The 16395-nt window shown below is 63.5% G+C and carries 12 protein-coding genes; 3 read left to right on the top strand and 9 right to left on the bottom strand.

What is annotated here, in order from left to right; all coding sequences use genetic code 11:
* The first annotated feature begins 52 nt into the window (after positions 1-52).
* The gene (locus tag V1289_RS30875; protein WP_334401590.1) at positions 53-1702 is read left to right on the top strand and encodes a S53 family peptidase; all 1650 of its coding nucleotides are present in this window, start codon (positions 53-55) and stop codon (positions 1700-1702) included.
* A 138-nt stretch (positions 1703-1840) separates the two neighbouring features.
* Here the strand turns inward: V1289_RS30875 and V1289_RS30870 are convergent, their stop codons facing one another.
* From V1289_RS30870 to V1289_RS30850, 5 genes are all read right to left on the bottom strand, one after another.
* Entirely contained in the window at positions 1841-2716 is an 876-nt protein-coding gene (locus V1289_RS30870; RefSeq protein WP_334401588.1) for a type 1 glutamine amidotransferase domain-containing protein, read from the bottom strand.
* A gap of 28 nt (positions 2717-2744) precedes the next feature.
* Positions 2745-3719 (bottom strand): quinone oxidoreductase family protein, encoded by a 975-nt coding sequence (locus V1289_RS30865; RefSeq protein WP_334401586.1) that lies wholly within the window; start codon positions 3717-3719, stop codon positions 2745-2747.
* A gap of 52 nt (positions 3720-3771) precedes the next feature.
* Entirely contained in the window at positions 3772-4197 is a 426-nt protein-coding gene (locus tag V1289_RS30860; RefSeq protein ID WP_309182408.1) for a Rieske (2Fe-2S) protein, read from the bottom strand.
* A 10-nt stretch (positions 4198-4207) separates the two neighbouring features.
* Positions 4208-5320, bottom strand: coding sequence for an amidohydrolase family protein (locus V1289_RS30855; RefSeq protein WP_334401582.1), 1113 nt, complete (start codon positions 5318-5320; stop codon positions 4208-4210).
* A 70-nt stretch (positions 5321-5390) separates the two neighbouring features.
* Positions 5391-6452, bottom strand: coding sequence for an amidohydrolase family protein (locus V1289_RS30850; protein WP_334401580.1), 1062 nt, complete (start codon positions 6450-6452; stop codon positions 5391-5393).
* Between the two features lie 242 nt (positions 6453-6694).
* Here V1289_RS30850 and V1289_RS30845 point away from each other — a divergent pair, with 242 nt between their 5' ends.
* Both V1289_RS30845 and V1289_RS30840 read left to right on the top strand, forming a co-directional pair.
* Positions 6695-7177, top strand: a complete 483-nt coding sequence (locus V1289_RS30845) for a hypothetical protein (protein ID WP_334401578.1) — start codon at positions 6695-6697, stop codon at positions 7175-7177.
* A gap of 233 nt (positions 7178-7410) precedes the next feature.
* Complete coding sequence (locus V1289_RS30840) at positions 7411-9498, top strand: ATP-binding protein (RefSeq protein ID WP_334401576.1); 2088 nt, start codon at positions 7411-7413, stop codon at positions 9496-9498.
* A 33-nt stretch (positions 9499-9531) separates the two neighbouring features.
* On the opposite strand, the gene V1289_RS30835 is transcribed toward V1289_RS30840, so the two are convergent.
* The 4 genes from V1289_RS30835 to V1289_RS30820 are packed head-to-tail and all read right to left on the bottom strand — an operon-like array spanning position 9532 to position 15439.
* Positions 9532-10224: a DJ-1/PfpI family protein gene (locus V1289_RS30835; RefSeq protein ID WP_334401574.1), complete on the bottom strand. Its 693-nt coding sequence runs from the start codon at positions 10222-10224 to the stop codon at positions 9532-9534.
* Between the two features lies 1 nt (position 10225).
* The gene (locus V1289_RS30830) at positions 10226-11386 is read right to left on the bottom strand and encodes a tryptophan 7-halogenase (RefSeq protein ID WP_334401572.1); all 1161 of its coding nucleotides are present in this window, start codon (positions 11384-11386) and stop codon (positions 10226-10228) included.
* Entirely contained in the window at positions 11383-13410 is a 2028-nt protein-coding gene (locus V1289_RS30825) for a LodA/GoxA family CTQ-dependent oxidase (RefSeq protein ID WP_334401570.1), read from the bottom strand. The genes V1289_RS30830 and V1289_RS30825 overlap by 4 nt, the downstream gene beginning before the upstream one ends.
* A gap of 7 nt (positions 13411-13417) precedes the next feature.
* Entirely contained in the window at positions 13418-15439 is a 2022-nt protein-coding gene (locus V1289_RS30820; RefSeq protein ID WP_334401568.1) for a tyrosinase family protein, read from the bottom strand.
* Positions 15440-16395 lie beyond the last annotated feature (956 nt).

Genomic DNA, 16395 nt, shown 5'->3' with positions numbered 1-16395 from the left:
TGTTGCGATTCCGAGTCCATTTTTAAATTGACTAACATCATGGGAGACGAGCATGAGTGCCCAACCTGCCAAGATCAGCAATGCGGTCGAGCTTCCCAACAGCGTCCATCAATTGCCGACCGGATCGAGAGCGCTACGCCGCACCAGCGAGCAGCGGTGGATCGAACTCACCGTCGGCGTTCGCCGCAGCCAGCAGTTGCCGGATCTGTCCGATCTCGACGACAAGCTTCCGGGAGCGCGCACCTACATGACCCGCGATAAGCTCGCGAGCCAATACGGCGCGGATGAGAAATCCGTCGCGGCGATCGAGGCCTTTGCGAAGGCCAACAACCTCGTCGTCACCCACAAGGAGACGGTCTCGGCCCGGATGGGCCTTGCCGGCACCGTTGCCGATGTCAGCAAGGCCTTTGGCGTCACGCTGTTCGACTACTCGCATCCGAAGCTTGGTGACTTTCACGCCCGCACCGGGCCGGTGCACGTGCCACCGGAAGTCGCCGAGGCGATCACCGGCGTCTTCGGCCTGAACAACCATCGCGTCCTGCGGCGTACGTTGCAATCGCGGACGGTGGAGGCAAGCGCCGCCCACGCCGCGAGGGCCTGGTTCATCCCGACCGAACTCGCCGACATCTATAATTTCCCCGCTGGAGGCGCCCAGCAGCAATGCATCGGCCTGCTCGAGTTCGGGGGCGGCGTCGACACCGGCGACCTCACCAGCTATTTCCAGACGATCCAGCAACCGGCCCCCGACGTGCAAATCGTCGCCGTCGACGGCGTTTCGACCGATCCGGGCTCCGACCCCAACTCGACGGGCGAAGTCATGCTCGACGTCGATGTTGCCGGGGCGCTGGCCAATGGCGCGAAGATCGTCACCTATTTCGGGACGTTCGACGAGAAGGGACTGGTCGACGTGCTAGCCAAGGTGGTCAGCGATTCCGCAAACGACCCTTCGGTGATCTCGATCAGCTGGGGCTGGGACGAGAACGAGAACTTCAACAACAGCGGCGTCATCTGGTCGCCGGCCGCGATCGCGCACTGCAACGCGAGTTTCCTGGCTGCGGCACATCTCGGCATCACGGTGTGCGTCTCCACCGGGGATGACGGCGCGGAGGCACAGATGCAGGACGGCCGCGCGCATGTGAACTATCCGGCGACCAGTCCCTATGTCCTTGCGGTCGGAGGAACGACGCTTCACGTCCGCAAGAACGCGAGCGGCACCAAACAGATCACCGAGACGGTGTGGAACGATCGCGGGGGCGGCACCGGCGGCGGCGTCAGCGACATCACGCCGGTCCCGGCCTGGCAGAACGGCAAGGTGGTCAAATCGATCAACCCCGGGCATTTCGCGGGCCGGGCAATTCCCGACGTCGCAGCCGATGCCGATCCCGCGACCGGCTATCTGACGAAGTCGAACGGCAAGCTCACGGTGGTCGGGGGCACCAGCGCTTCCGCGCCGCTCTGGGCCAGCCTGATCGCGCGTATTAACGCGACCATGGGCAAGCGGGTCGGCAACTTCAACGCGCTGCTCTACAGCAAATTCGGTCCGAACAACGTGCTGCGCGACATCACCGCCGGCAACAATGACGTGGAAGGGCTGCTGAACGGCCAGTATCCCGCAGGCCAGGGATGGGATGCGTGCACCGGTTGGGGCTCGCCGGACGGCAAGAAGCTGCTGGCCGCGTTCCAGGGCAACCCGACGAGCTAAAGCGTTTTAGAGCGAGGAATATCAGGCGGTTACGAACCGGCCGTGCGCCAAGCGCCGGCCGGTTCGGCTTTGCGGCCTGTCATCGGCCTGAGACCATCGTGATTAATGACTTCGGGTACGGCGCAGATCGTCCCCGGTTCAACCGACCGGGCGTTGCTGCGTCAGCATACCCGCAAACGTCTTCGCAAAAGTGTGAGCATCGCCCGGCCATCTGGCCGACAGGTAATTGCGATCGCGAACGACAAAGGCCGGCGTCGCGTTGTCGAGGGTGTCACGCTCAAGGCCGGACGTCTTGCGGCGAAAGTGCGGATCGGTCCGCGGCACGTCGCAAAAATCCTCGGCGCGGGCCAGTGCGCGCGTTACTTCCTGCTGCACCGACATAAAGCCCTTCGGTTGCCCGGCCTGCTCCAGATAGGTGCGGTAATAATCCGGATCCCAGAACCGCGTGATGCGCGCCACCGACCAGGCGCTGTTCTCGAACGCCCAGGTCAGGGCGGTGGTCCGATATCCCCGCAGCACCGACTGCCCGGTCCGTTTCGAGCGGCTGCGCGCGGCCAGCAGCACGCCGTGGCAGATCGCCGCCACCGGCTTTGCCGCATCGAAGCAATCGGCGACGATGTTCTGCAGGGTTTCGCTTTCGAGATATTCGCGCATGCCGCGCGCGCGATGCCCGCCGGGCAGCAGTAGCGCATCGTATTCAGCGGGATCGATCGCATCCCAGCGCCGTGGCGCCAGATAATTCGGGTCCGCGGTCATTGCAGCGTAAGCCGTCCGCGCGTCGCGGTTGGCTCGCATCAGAAGCCCGATCAAGGGAAGATTCCGCAACAGCGGAATGGCGCCCCAGGGATCGAGGCCCCGCCCCGTCAGCATCATGTCGTCGGCGGCCGCGGGCCGTCCGTCCGGCGTCGCGAAAAGGACCGTATGTCCGGCGCGCGCGAGCACGAGCCAGCTCACCGCCGCTTCGCTTGGATCGAAATCCCGCGCCGGTAAGGGGACCAGGACGCGCGCCGCCATGGTTGCCTCCTTGGAAGGTGTCAGCCTCTCACACTGTCAGCACCGTCGAACCCGTGGTCTTGCGTGCGGCGAGATCGGCATGCGCCTTGGCCGCGTCCTTTAGCGGATAGGTCTGGTGCACCTCGATCTTGACCGCGCCCGACTTCACCACCTCGAACAGCTCGCCCGCCATGGCGACGAGGTTTTCGCGTTTGGCGGCGTAGGTGTTCAGCGTCGGGCGGGTGACATAGAGCGATCCCTTCTGCGCCAACAGGCCGAGGTTGAGCGGATCGACGTTGCCGGAGGACGCGCCAAACAGCGCAGCGACGCCGAGTGGCGCGAGGCAATCGAGCGATTTCAGAAACGTGTCCTTGCCGACGGAATCATAGACCACGGGCACCTTCTTGCCGCCGGTGATCTCGTCGACGCGTTTGACGAAATCCTCGCGTGTATAGACGATGGTGTGGGCGCAGCCATGGGCCCTGGCGAGCTTTGCTTTTTCATCGCTGCCGACGGTGCCGATCACGGTAGCGCCGAGATGTTTGGCCCACTGGCCGAGGATCAGGCCGACGCCGCCGGCGGCGGCATGCAGCAGGATGGTGTCGCCGGCCTTCACGCGATAGGTCTGGCGGATCAGATATTGCGTGGTCAGGCCCTTCAGCATCATCGCCGCCGCGGTTTTGTCGTCGATGCCGTTGGGCAGTTTCAACAGGCGATCGGCCGGGATCAGCCGCGCTTCGGCATAGGCGCCCATCGGGGCTGCACCATAGCAAATGCGGTCGCCGGGCTTGAGATCGGTGACGCCGGGGCCTACTTCCTCGACCACACCGGCCGCCTCGCCGCCGAGCCCGCTCGGCAGTTGCACCGGATACACGCCGGAGCGATTGTAGATGTCGACAAAGTTCAGCCCGACCGCGGTGTGGCGGATGCGCGCCTCGCCCGGGCCGGGCTTGCCGAGGGCGACTTCCTCCCAGACCAGAACTTCGGGGCCGCCGGTCTGATGAAAACGGATGGCGTGCGTCATGGAATGGCTCCTTCAGGTGAGGTGAACGACAGGGAAAATTGTTGCGGCGGCTCTAGGTCTCGACGATGACGTAATTGTCCTCGACGTGGACCGGAAAGGTCTCGGCGACATACGGGCCCTTTTCGAGCCCCTCTGCCAGCACTTCGCCGCTCTCGACCGCGACCGGATACGACCTCACCTTGACCCGCTGCGGATCGAACCAGGATTGGCCGTTGCGCATGTCGAATTCCCAGCCGTGCCAGGGACAGCGCAGCAATTCACCGACGCGCGAGCGCTGGTAGACGCCGGGCTCCGGCGAGGTCAGTCGCGCCACGCACGCCGCCTTCGCCAGCGGCGCGCCTTCGTGCGGGCAGCGGTTGAGCAGGGCAAAGAATTCACCGTTGACGTGGAAGATGACGATGTCGCGTCCTTCCACGCCGAACACCTTGTTGCCGCCAAGCGGGATATCTGAGGTGCGGGCGACGATGTGCCGGGTCATTTACGCACGTTTACAGCTTGTAGAGCGCGCGGGCGTTGCTGCTGAAGATCTTAGCCCGTTCGATCTCCGTCAGCGGCGTCTTGAACGCGAAGCGCGGATCGTCAAAGTCCCAATGCGGATAATCCGACGAGAACAGCAGGCGATCGACGCCAACCCATTCGATCAGCGAGCGCAGGTGTTTTGCTTCATCCGGCTCGTCGATCGGCTGGGTCGTGAACCAGAAATGCTCCTTCACATATTCGGACGGGCGCCGCTTGAGGTGCGGCACCTCGCTGCGGAAGCGGTCGAAATGCCGATCCATCCGCCACATGGTCGACGGGATCCAGCCGAAGCCGCCCTCGATGAACACGATCTTGAGTTTCGGGAAACGCTCCGGAACGCCTTCGAGCACGAGACTGGTGAGCATCGACCCCATCGTATGCGCATTGGACTGATGCTCCTCGCAATAATAGGACGGCCAGCCGCCGCCGGTCGGCGCGTGCCCGCCATAGCCGCCGACGTGAATGCCGAGCGGCAGGCCGAGCGCCTCGGCGCGTTCGTAGATCGGCCAGTAGCGCCGGCGGCCCAGCGGCTCGTTGGCGCGCGGGCAGACATTGATCTGCACGTAGCGCCCGGTTTTTGCGCAGCGCTCGATCTCCGCAATCGCGAACTGCGTGTCGTCCTGCCCGGCCAGAATCGAGGCCTTCAGCCGCGGCTCGCGGTCGGACCAGAATGCCAGCTGCCAGTCGTTGATGGCGCGCTGGATCGCGGCGCCGAATTCGAGGTTTTGCTGCGAGAAGATGAAGAGGTCGAGCACCTGCAAAATGCCGAATTCGACATCGAGCGGATCGAGGTGCTGCTTCTGCATGAAGGCGAGATCGGAGCCGGGCGGCCCGCCGGTCGGCGGCCAGGCGTCGCGCCGCGCAATCAGAGGCGAGGAGCGCGGATAGGGCGTGGTGCCGATATAGGGCGTGCGCAGATGGCTGCCATATTCCTTCAGATGCTCCTGCCAGCGTTTCGACATGAACCGGTGCAGGTCGGTGTGCGCATGAAGGCTCGGATGCACGTCGCAATCGATGATCCGCAGCCGGCTTTTGGCGGCGACTTCCTGCTGTGGAATGGGGCGGTCGATGACATCACTCATGCGATCCTCCTTTATTCTGGATCATGATCTCTTCGGAAAACCGGTATCCACTTTTCCGGATCATGATCGACTACGAGTCAAGCCTGAGCCGCGGAAAGGTTTCCAGCGGGTTTTCTTCACACATGCGCGAGACGATACTCTTCGGCAGATGCGGCGGCATCGGGTCGTCGCCGTCGAACTGCCAGTGCGGATAATCCGACGCGAACAAGAACATCTTGTCGGAGCCGATCTGCTCGATCACGTCGGCGACGCCAGCGGCATCCGGCGGGCCGTCGAAAGGCTGCATGGTGACGCGGATGTGATCGCGCATGATCGAGGCCGGCTCGCGCTCGACCCAGGGCACCTCGACGCGCACGCCGCGCCAGGTCTTGTTGGCGCGCCACATGAAGGCCGGCAGCCAGCTCACGCCGGATTCCATCAGCACCACTTTCAACCCCGGGAATTTGCCGAACACGCCCTCATAGATCAGGCTCAAGACTTGCGCCTGGAACGCCTGTGCTTCCGCGAGATAATATTCGTAGCGATAGGACGGCCAGCCGATCGAGCTCGGCGCGCCGCGGTACTGGCTGCCGGCATGGATCGCGATCGGCAGTTTGTATTTCTCGGCCACCTGATACACCGGCCAAAAATGCCGCCGCCCGAGCAGCGTCTCGCCTTGCGACAGCACCAGCACGGAGACGAAGCGCTCGTCGGCGGCGCGGCGCTCGATTTCCTCGACCGCCAGATCCGGCGCCTGCATCGGCACCACGATCGAGGCGCGCAATCTTGCATCCTTCGCCAGCCATTCGGCCGCGATCCAGTCGTTGATCGCCTTGCAGAAGCCGGCCGCCATATAGGGATCGAACACCGCCTGCGCGCCGTAGACCACATTGCAGATCGCGTGGCTCGAACCGAGCTGGTCGAACGCGCCGCGCTGCACCATTGCGAGATCGCTCCCGGGCTTGCCCTCGGCGGGTCGCCAGTCGGGCCGGCCGGAAAGCGGCATCGAGGGCGGATAGGAGTTGAGGTCGAGGCCGTCGATCGCGCGGCTGACCACCTGCTCTTTCCAGTGGTCGTCGAGATAGGGCAACAGCGTGGTGCGGGTGCCACCCACCGCGGGATGAATATCGCAGTCGATCCGCGTCGCCGCCATGGAGGGTTCCTCAAGACTTTGTTTTTGGCGAACGATGTGTCGCGGGCGCAAATGTGCCGCCGATGGTTGGCAAGAGCAAGGGTCTAACTGCGGAGCCGGTCTGTCCGGACGGCACACCGGCGCGGCCTTCGCCTGGTTTCGGAACCGATATTTCGGGATTGCGTGTGATATCCCTCACTATTTTGGATTGCGCCGCATGCTATCGACGGCAATCCCGCATTCCAGACGCCGAGGAGGCAAAAATGAAGCTTGGAAAATTGGCAGTCCTGACAGTTTCGCTTTCGCTGGCCGGCGGCACCGCCGCCTCCGCGGCCCCGACCACGGTATCGGGATCGACGGCACTGGCATTGGCCGGCGTGGTGGCACCCTATTCGCTGTTGCCGTCCGCCGAGAAGAAGGCAGTGGCGGCGTTATTCGAGGGGAATTCCAAAATCAGCTACGCCAAGAAGATCACCGTCACCGCCGACAAGATCGTGTGCCGGACCTCCAATGTCGACATCACCGCGCGCTCCTGCGAACTGACCTTCAAGACGACCACGCGCAGCCTGAAGGGGCGCGAGGCCAACGAGATCTACGCTACCGAAGTGACGGCGGGCGTTCCCTCCGACGGCGCCGCCGGATCGATCTTCGAGGCTCTCTCCAAGCTCTCCTGCACCCTCGACCCCAAGGTGATCAAGGAAAACGCCGGCGGCGGCGCCGACTGCACGTTCGAGCCGGGGAACTAGAGCGTTTTCGAGCGAAGTGGGCACCGGTTCGCGTGAAGAAAACGCGTCAAAACAAGAATCTAGAGGATGATCGGTTCTGATTCAATCAGAACCGATCATGCTCCGGGCTCCGGAAAAAGTGCCGAACTGGCGGGAATCGCCCGCAACTGCTATCGATGCCGGATCGATTCAGCAGGGAGCGAATATTCCGCATGCGAACGCGCCGTAACGCTGCGCTTCGAAGCTTGCGGTTGATGCTCGCAGCGAGCGTCGTCTTTCCCTTGTTGCTGTTCTGCTATGCATCCTGGGCGAACTACCATACCGCCTTCAGCCGCGCCGATGAGCGGATCAAGCAGGGGCTGGACCTCAGCGCCGAGCAGGCGCTACGGGTGTTCCGCTCGATCAACGTGACGTTCGACAGCGTCGAGCAGATCACGCGCGGACGCACCGAGCAGACGCTTCGCATCAACGAAGCCGAGTTGAGCGAGCGCCTCAAGCAGTTTGTCAACGCGCTGCCGGACATCGGATCGGTCTGGATCCTGAACGCGCAGGGCGACGCCATCGTATCCTCGCTGTACTTCCCAGTTGCACCGGCCGCGAACGCGCCCGATCGCGCTTATCTGAAAAGCCAGTTGGCCCCGGATTCGAACCTTCATGTCGGCGAGGTGCAGCGCATCCGGATGACGGGGCGGCTGATCGTTCCCGTCAGCAAATGGCGCACGGACACCTCCGGAACCTTCTCCGGCATCACCGAAATCTCGGTCCTGCCCCAGGCCTTCGAGCGGCTCTATGAACCGCTGGCCGAGCGCACCAGCGCGAGCTTTGCCCTGATCAGGGACGACGGCGCCGTACTCGCGCGTTACCCGGTGCCGACCACGACCGGCATCAAGCTCGACGCTTCCACCGGCTTCGGCAAATTGGTTGCGCGCAGTCCCGAAGGCGGCCAATACACGTCGGTTTCCGGTGTCGACGGGATCGAGCGGCGATTTGCGGCGCGCAAGCTCGAGGGATTCCCACTCTATGTCACTTCGAGCCTGGCAACCCGGGATATCGTGCAGGGCTGGCTGTGGCAGATGGCCGGCCATCTGGTCTACGGACTTCCCGCGACCGTCTTTTTCATCGTGCTGATCCTGCTGGCGATGAAAACAACCGGCCAGCTTTATGACGAGGCCGAACGGCGCGAAGCCGCCGAAGCCAGCCTCCGCCAGGCGCAGAAAATGGAGGCAGTCGGGCAATTGACCGGCGGCGTGGCGCACGACTTCAACAATCTCTTGACCATCATCCTCGGCAATCTGCAGCTGGCATTGCGGCAGACGCCGGAAGGCAGGCAACAGCGATTATTGACCAACGTTTATCATGCCGCTGAGCGCGCGGCAGAACTCATCAAGCGGCTGCTGGCGTTTTCGCGCAACCAGCCGCTCAATCCGCGCCCGATCGACGCCAACCGGCTGGTGGCGGATATGTCCGATCTTCTCGGCCGCACGCTGGGCGAGACCATTCTCATCGAAACCGTACGCGGCGGTGGGCTATGGCTGACGGAAGTCGACCAGGCGGAACTGGAATCCGCGCTGCTCAACCTCGCGATCAACGCGCGCGACGCGATGCCACCGGGCGGCAAGCTGACGATCGAAACCGGCAATGCATCTCTCGATGAGGCCTATTGCGAGACCGTGGACGGCGTGAAGCCGGGTCAATACGTCATGATCTCGATGACCGATACCGGCACCGGCATGTCGCAGGAAGTCATCAGCAAGGCGTTCGATCCATTCTTCACCACCAAGCCGGCCGGTACCGGGACCGGTCTCGGCCTTAGCCAGGTCCATGGCTTCGTCAGACAGAGCGGCGGCCACATCCGCATCTACAGCGAACCGGGCGAGGGAACGACAGTCAAGATTTACCTGCCCCGCAGTTTCATCCAGCGCGCCGAAGCCAAAAATAAAACCAAAACTCCCGAGAGCCAGAAAGGCAGGCTGGAAACGGTCCTCGTGGTGGAGGACGATCCGGACGTCCGTTCCTACGTGACGGAAACATTGCGCAGCCTCAATTACGGCGTCCTCGAAGCGCCCGACGGCGAAACCGCGCTTGCCCTGGTTCAACGGCCCGGCCCGATCGACCTGCTGCTGACCGACGTCGTGATGCCCGGAATCAACGGCCGCGCGCTTGGCGACGCCGCAAGACAACTTCGCCCGGGGCTGAAGATACTCTATATGACCGGTTACTCCCGCAACGCCATCGTGCATCAGGGACGGCTCGATCCCGGCGTCTCGCTGATCCAGAAGCCGTTCTCGGAGAGTGCGCTGGCTTCCCGCGTTCACGGAGTTCTTTCGACGGCCGAAAACTGAGCCGGCGCCGGTCGCACGAAATTTTCCGCTCCGCTACACCTGCGCCTGCGGCGGATAGTAGATCGGCGTCTGGGGATCGCGGTGCCAGTCGTATTCGGCGGCCGAAACCGCGTTCTCCGCGACCGCGCGTCCTGCCATCCGGGAGACGAGATAAAATCCCATGTCGGTGCTGGCCGAAACGCCAGCGGAAGAGACATATCTTCCGGCATCGACCCAGCGGGAGACGCTGTCCCACAGCACCTTCGGGCCCCACAGCCTCACCGCATCGAACGCCCCGTGATTGGTCGCGGCCGGCAACCCGTCGAGCAGCCCGGCGCGCGCCAATACCCCGGCCCCGGTGCAGACCGACGCCATGATCTTCACCTTGGCATCCATCGCGTGGATCCAGTCGAGCAGGGCCGCGACGTCGGCCGGGTGATCTTTTTCATCGAGCAGCGGCCAGGTTCCGCCGCCGCCCGGTATCATCAGCAAATCGAGCGGCTCCTGCAGCGCCTTCTTGAAATCCCAATCGGGCGCCACGGATGGTCCGTTGATGCTTTTGACGTTGCTGCCGTCCCGGCTGATCAGGACGATTTCGAACGGATAGGGCGGCGGGTCAGAATAGCCAGTGCCGAGGAAGCGCGCGATCGAAAACGCCTCGGCGAAACCCCAGACATCGATCGGCTCGAAATTCGGGTAGACGAATATGCCGATTCTCTGGGTGCGCGGAAACACCGGGCTCGTCATCTCACCGTCCTCCTGATTGCCGTAGCGCAACGGGTTCCTCGATTGCTTCGTCGTGATGCCGGCGTTGCCAGAATGGCGTTTCGCGCCAGCGTTGCTCCATTCGATAGACCTCGCGCCTGTCCTGCCGGTAGCGCGCATATTCGGCCGATATGATCCGTCGGTACTTTGCTGATCCGCCTTCGACGCCCCGAATTGCGTCGAGAAGGGCGAAGGCGCCGAGCTTGCCGGTGCGCAGCGCCTTGAGGATTCCCGCCGAGGACAATGGATCCCAACTCGACGCGGCATCGCCGACCGCCACCCAGCGCGAGCCGCTCACCGTATCAAGGCAATGCGAGCGCGCCGACCATGTGGTGATCCGATCGGGAACGTCCGCGTTCAGCGCCCGCGCAGCGGTCGCCGGCGCCGCGCGCAGATGCGCCAGCCAGCGCTCCCGCCGCGCGAGACCGTCGCCATGAACGATGTCCGCATCGCTCATCCAGACCAGCACCAGTTTCCCGCCGGGGACCGGTGAGGAGTACCACCATCCATTCTCGCAGGCTTCGACCAGCGTCGCGTGATCGCGCGAGGTTTCTTCGCGCAGCTGCACGATCGCGGCGATGCCGACCAGCCGATCGGCAAAGTGCGGGCGATGGCCCAGCGCCGCGGCGAACCTCGCCGACCGGCCGCTTGCATCCACCACGAAATCAGCGGCCACCGCGAGCGGCTGGCCGTTGCGGCAGAGCGTCAGCCGCCAACGGCCGTCCCTGCCCTGCACCACGCCCTCAAAGCGCGTGGCGCGCCAGATCGTAACACCTGCGGCTTCGGCGGCCGCACGCAAGGTCTCGTTGAACGCGGCGCGGTCGAGATGCCAGGCATTGCCGCGCGTCGAGAGCATGAACTCATTGGCGTGCGGACGGTCGCTGCCCCAGCACGCCATAGTCTGGACGGATTCGAGCACGCCGCCGCGTGCGACCTCGTCCCAGCAGCCAAGCCCTTCCAGAAGCTGTCGGGCGCCGGGCGCCAAGGTTTCTCCGACATGCCAATCGGCAAGCATTTCCGCTTCGACCAGCAGAACCCGCAAGGTCCGATCAAACTTCTTCAGTTCGATCCCGGCGGCGGCGCCGGCCGGTCCGCCTCCCAAAATGACGACATCGTAGAACGGCGGATGCACGGAAAGCATCATGAGGCCGGCGTGTCCGACGCCTCGAACTGGAAGCTATTGGTGTCGTTTCCATTTTTATCTTCGATTCTGAGAAAGAATCGCAGGGATGCCCATGCCGTGACCATCGCAAGGTCACCGGAATTGGTCACCGATGTGGGTGACCACGGCAGCGAGCCGAAATAGACGGGACGGTGCACCGGCCACCAATAGGTCAGTTGCGCCATCGACGCGACCGGATCGCCGGTGTTTTCCGGCGCGATGCTGTTCCATTCGCGATAGGTGACGTCGATCGGCTGGTTGGTGCATTCGTTGAAATCGGATTGCCAGGGAACGGCGCTGTATTTCGTCAGGTCGCCCGGCTCCAGACCTTCCTCGAGGCTGGCGTCGGCCGGTTGGCTGAGTTCTCCCTGGGTGACCGTCCTGGACGGATGAATCCGGTAAGGCCCGGAATAGATCGCGAGATTCCGCATGATCCAGCCGGCTTCGGCACCCGGGCAGAATGCGCCGCCCAGCCCCGCCGCCAGCGCGCCGCGATCCAGCGCCGCCCCGGCGCCGGCAACCAGCGGCGGAGGTATGATGTCTTCCTTGCTCTCGTCGATGAACAGGCCGTCCGCCCATTGCTTGAGCAGGAAGAGCATGGTGTCGGTGAGACGGAAGAATTTCGAAGGCGCGACGTTCGATATCGGATTGTCGCCGCACAACAGCGGCATCGCGAAAAGCCTGGATCCCGGCTTGCTCGGACTCGCCGGCGCGAACAGGTCGTTTTCCTGGCCGGCCTTGCGCAACACACCGTAGAGAAATTGCCGCATGTCGTAACGGCGTTTGCGATCAGCTTCCGGCTCGCCATCGAATAGCGGCACCGACAGGTCGTTGAAATCAAAATTGCCGTGGGGGTTGGAGTTGTGCGGATTGCCGCCGGTCAGCGGATCCTTGTCGATGAAATTCTGCGCATCGAGCGGACGCATCAGGATCGGCAGGATGTCGCGGCCGAAATACGGGCGGAAGGCGGGATTCCACTTCGCCAGTCCCCGCCAGATCTTCAACCCCGCCGCATCCTGCGGCACCTTGGCCGCCCCGTCATAGGGCAGCACCCCGTACAGATACGGCACATAACCGAACTGCCGGACGGCGATGTCGAACAGCAGATCGTCCATCGTCACGACATCGAGCGCCTGCGGCACGTAGCGGGGATAGCCGACGATCACCCAGGCCGGATCGATCGACGCCGGCATCGGCCCGGGATCTCCGGGGGTAACCGGGTTGCCGTCGATCGCCACGACCGTGCCGACAAACCGCGCGCTGACCGGCCCGTCGGACGTATCGTCGAACCAGCCGTCATTGTTGGCATAGGCTTCGATCTTTGGATTGCCAAAGCCGCCGAGCATCGAGCCGGAATTCCCGAATCCGCCGAGCACCAGCAGCCGGTTGGCTTTGGCCTGTTGCGTGCAACGAAGTTCGCCGAGACTGGTGATCGAGTGCGGCGTCAGGTCCGGCGGAAAGCTGGTCGGCCCGGCGCTGCGATTGTCGAACACGGCGTGCGGCGCGCCCTTGAAACTGACGCTGCGCGGGCCGGGATCGATGATGAGACGCTGCCGCTCCTCGCTGTTGGTGATGTCGGCGTTGCGGAGCGCGTGATCGGCGGTATAGCCGTGCTCTCCCTGTGTCTCGTCGAACGTGTACCAGCTCGATTTCTTGTTGGCGAGATAGGCGGTCCATTGGATGTCGTCGACCTGGACCGTGAGCAGCTGACCGTTGCGCTTGTTCACGATGTCGACTTGATCGCCGATCAAGACCTCGCGGCCGTCGGGGGATTTGTCATCGTAGACGAATACGCGAAACCGTGCCGCCTGGCGCAGAATGCGATGCTCGGCGTCCTTGAAGTCGGTGACGCCGACTTCGTTGCCCTCCGCATCGAGGATCGGGTTGCCGCTGCCGTCACACCGGATCGGCAGTTGCCCGCCCTGGTCGGACGCAATGTAGAAACCTTCCGGGCTGTTGCCGATCCGGGCGATACCGATTGCGGGATGAATACGAAATGTTGCCATGGCGGGCCTATTGTTGTTTCGATGTCGAGGGTCGATCGAAGAAGTTGAGCGAAACCGCGTCGATTTTCAGCGCGTCGGCCGCCGGCGTACCGTCGGTGTTGAGAACCACGAGATTGACCGCGAACGATGTCGCGCCCTGGCTGGCGAGGCGCTTGACCGCATCGGTGGCATTGAAGCGGATGTTGCTGGGCGTCTTGTGCGGACGCGGGCGCAGATCGAAGGGATCGGTCCGCGGCGCCGGCACGTCGCAATGTCCGGGTCCTCCGATACAGACTCCCGTGAACATGCTGGCGATCCCGACATAATTCGGATTGCCGCGGGTCGGCGTCGCGACGCTGGCGTCCGGCGTATTGAGGAAGGCCCTGATGTGGAAGCCCGGCCGCGCCACATACTGCACGGCATGCAGCCTGATCTCGGCCCGGCCGTGCAGGGCGATCACCTTCGGATGCACGGCGCTCGCGACCGACTGGAAGCGCTGGATCGGGACGGCGCTGTTGGTGAGGAACGATTTCGAGGCCATCATGTATTCGTAGCCAAGCCGCGAAATGCTGTAGGTGTCGTCCACGGTCAGGTTCCACGGCGGCAAAGGATCGCCGGGATCGTCGGGCCCGCCGCCGGGATGGCGCCGTTGCCATTCCGACCAGAGCCTGTCGCAATTGCTGTGATGGCCCCAGAAGATCGGATCGAAGGCGGTGGTCCCCGGATCCTGCATGTCGCCATAAATCGCTTCGTTCGGCGCGACGTTGATGAACGGATTCTGGCCACCCGAGAAATTGTGAATCAGGTTATGTACGGTCTCCAGCGAGCCGAAGAACTGGTTGCCCCTGCTGCCGCTGCCGAAATCGAAAAAGTCATCGATCCCCAGGATCCGCTCGACATCGCCCGGCGTCGGATAGGCTTCGAAGATCAGGTCGCTGTTGCCGCCGGGCCAGCGTTTCCAGTCAAACAGCGGGTTGATGTCGCCAAGGACCGTCTTGATCGCCTCATCGCTGGCGGGGTCGGCGCCGTACTGGATGCCGGCATCGATGAACAGGCGCGCGCCCGAACTGTAGCTCGTGCGCAGTTTGGCGCGCAGACCGGCCAACACGGCCTGCGGGACCTTGCCGCCGTCGGTCAACTTGCGCAGTCCGTCCTCGTCGATCCAGCATTGATAGGCCGGCGGCACGTAACCATTGTCGTTGGTCGCGGCGCCCATGTCGTCGAGCGAGGCCTGCACGTTCTGGCTGTCGGCGGCCCAGTCCCAATAAGGCAGCGTCACGGTCGGATCGATATCCTGCAGCTGTTTCTCGAAACCATAGAGATAGGCGCGATGCCAGGTCAGGAACTGCTCCCAGCCGTGCTGGCACTGATTGGCGTGAATGCGCGCCCAGTAGGCAAAGCTGCGCTCGTCCTGGGGATACACATCGAGCGATTTCATTTGCGCGATCGCGGCGCGCAGCCGGCGCAATTCTTCGTCCGAGAGGTGCTCGACGTTCTTGCGCGCCTTCACGCTGCCGGTTTCCTCGGCCAGTTGATTGGTCGGCCCCTCGAACAGCGCATGCGGCGCGTGTCCGGCCGCCAGCGCGGTGCTCATCTCGCTGACATGCGCGGCCTGGACGCGACTGTGATCTTCGTCCGCGCCGGGACACCCGTCAGCGATCCACTGCGCGATGAAGACGATGTCGGCTTCGGCGACCCGCTTGCCGCCCCAGGGAAGCGGCGGAAACTGCGTGCCGTCGAACGGGAATTGACCGCGCAAACCGCGCACCAGTCCGGCCTCCGCCGCGCCGCCCGACGAGGGCGCCGCCGCATGGCAATGATCCTCGGCGTGACAGCATGACGGCGCGGCTGCCGGCGCCGCGGCTGCCGCACCGCCCGGGCGCATCATCGCGATACCGTAAAGCTCGAAACTGCGCAGCTCCGGCAGCGGCAGGTTCCAGAAGCGCGGATGATTTGAATAGGTGGCGGTGGACGTACCCGCAGCCGCATCCATGATCGCCCGAAAGCGCTGATGACGCGACGGCGGCTCCACAACGTTCGATTCCGGCATGATCTTCACTTCTGGCTCGGCGAAATTTTTGCGGTCACGGGCGACGCCGCGACGCGGAGGGGCAACACGTAACGCGTTCTACAAACGCCGCTCGCGGCGGCGCGACCGGCTCCGTCCTTGCGTCGCAGACGCGACGATCAATCTCCTGGCGGCGAAACGTTCGAACCGATCGGCAATCTTCGGCGCGGATCGCGAAAATCATAAATAACGCACTAACATCAAAACTATTATGACCGAAAAAGACAATTTAAGGTAGCGTCGAGCCCGGTAACCGTCAACGTGCATTCGCGCCGGCGGCGCCGAGACGAAGCGACGAATCGGGCACGCAAAGGATCGGTCGATCCGGCTTGTTGATCGGCGTCAGCATTGACGCGCGCATGAACGAGACTTCGCCCCAACCATGCGAACGGTTTGATCGCCGCGATCAATGTGGAGCCGGTGAACGCACGCAGCGTCCATCCGCGGATTTGGTTCGTCGCGCGCGATACCGATCCCTGCCGCCGACAAACGGGCGCGCTCGATTCGCAGACCTCGCGCTGGCGACGGCCGGATGGGTCTGGGGTGTTACGCGGGGCGACGCCAATGGCCGACCGAGCCAAAGTCACCGCCTCGACCCGGAAATAGCCGGCCGAGCCAGGCGGTCACCGGGAAATCCGGGCGAAACACGACCGCCGGTCAACTGTCGGGGAATTTCCGGGATTGCGGTCGGTGAAGCATAGAATGGTGGTGTGCGCAGTAAGATACGAACCGGTCTCCGCACTTTTGAGCCCTGTTATCCTGTAAATTTCACGTATTGGGGCCTTCGGGCTCACCGATTGGCCGATTCTTTAGAAAACATCGGGGCTTGCATCACACCCAGGGGCTATTCGAGCAATTAAAAAACTGGCGGGGAACAGGTCCCGAACAGGTGTGTAACAGGTCCAATACTGGTCGGGCCGGATGACATACAGTGAGCC

The sequence above is a fragment of the Bradyrhizobium sp. AZCC 2289 genome (genome assembly GCF_036924615.1).
Lineage (GTDB): Bacteria > Pseudomonadota > Alphaproteobacteria > Rhizobiales > Xanthobacteraceae > Bradyrhizobium.
The sequence above is the reverse complement of the archived record's forward strand: the minus strand, read 5'-3'. Positions and strand labels throughout refer to the sequence as shown.

Excerpts from the sequence above, each read along its gene's own strand:
- V1289_RS30875 (WP_334401590.1), top strand. The coding sequence starts at position 53 with ATGAGTGCCCAACCTGCCAAGATCAGCAATGCGGTCGAGCTTCCCAAC.
- V1289_RS30870 (WP_334401588.1), bottom strand. The coding sequence starts at position 2,716 with ATGGCGGCGCGCGTCCTGGTCCCCTTACCGGCGCGGGATTTCGATCCA.
- V1289_RS30865 (WP_334401586.1), bottom strand. The coding sequence starts at position 3,719 with ATGACGCACGCCATCCGTTTTCATCAGACCGGCGGCCCCGAAGTTCTG.
- V1289_RS30860 (WP_309182408.1), bottom strand. The coding sequence starts at position 4,197 with ATGACCCGGCACATCGTCGCCCGCACCTCAGATATCCCGCTTGGCGGC.
- V1289_RS30855 (WP_334401582.1), bottom strand. The coding sequence starts at position 5,320 with ATGAGTGATGTCATCGACCGCCCCATTCCACAGCAGGAAGTCGCCGCC.
- V1289_RS30850 (WP_334401580.1), bottom strand. The coding sequence starts at position 6,452 with ATGGCGGCGACGCGGATCGACTGCGATATTCATCCCGCGGTGGGTGGC.
- V1289_RS30845 (WP_334401578.1), top strand. The coding sequence starts at position 6,695 with ATGAAGCTTGGAAAATTGGCAGTCCTGACAGTTTCGCTTTCGCTGGCC.
- V1289_RS30840 (WP_334401576.1), top strand. The coding sequence starts at position 7,411 with ATGCTCGCAGCGAGCGTCGTCTTTCCCTTGTTGCTGTTCTGCTATGCA.
- V1289_RS30835 (WP_334401574.1), bottom strand. The coding sequence starts at position 10,224 with ATGACGAGCCCGGTGTTTCCGCGCACCCAGAGAATCGGCATATTCGTC.
- V1289_RS30830 (WP_334401572.1), bottom strand. The coding sequence starts at position 11,386 with ATGATGCTTTCCGTGCATCCGCCGTTCTACGATGTCGTCATTTTGGGA.
- V1289_RS30825 (WP_334401570.1), bottom strand. The coding sequence starts at position 13,410 with ATGGCAACATTTCGTATTCATCCCGCAATCGGTATCGCCCGGATCGGC.
- V1289_RS30820 (WP_334401568.1), bottom strand. The coding sequence starts at position 15,439 with ATGCCGGAATCGAACGTTGTGGAGCCGCCGTCGCGTCATCAGCGCTTT.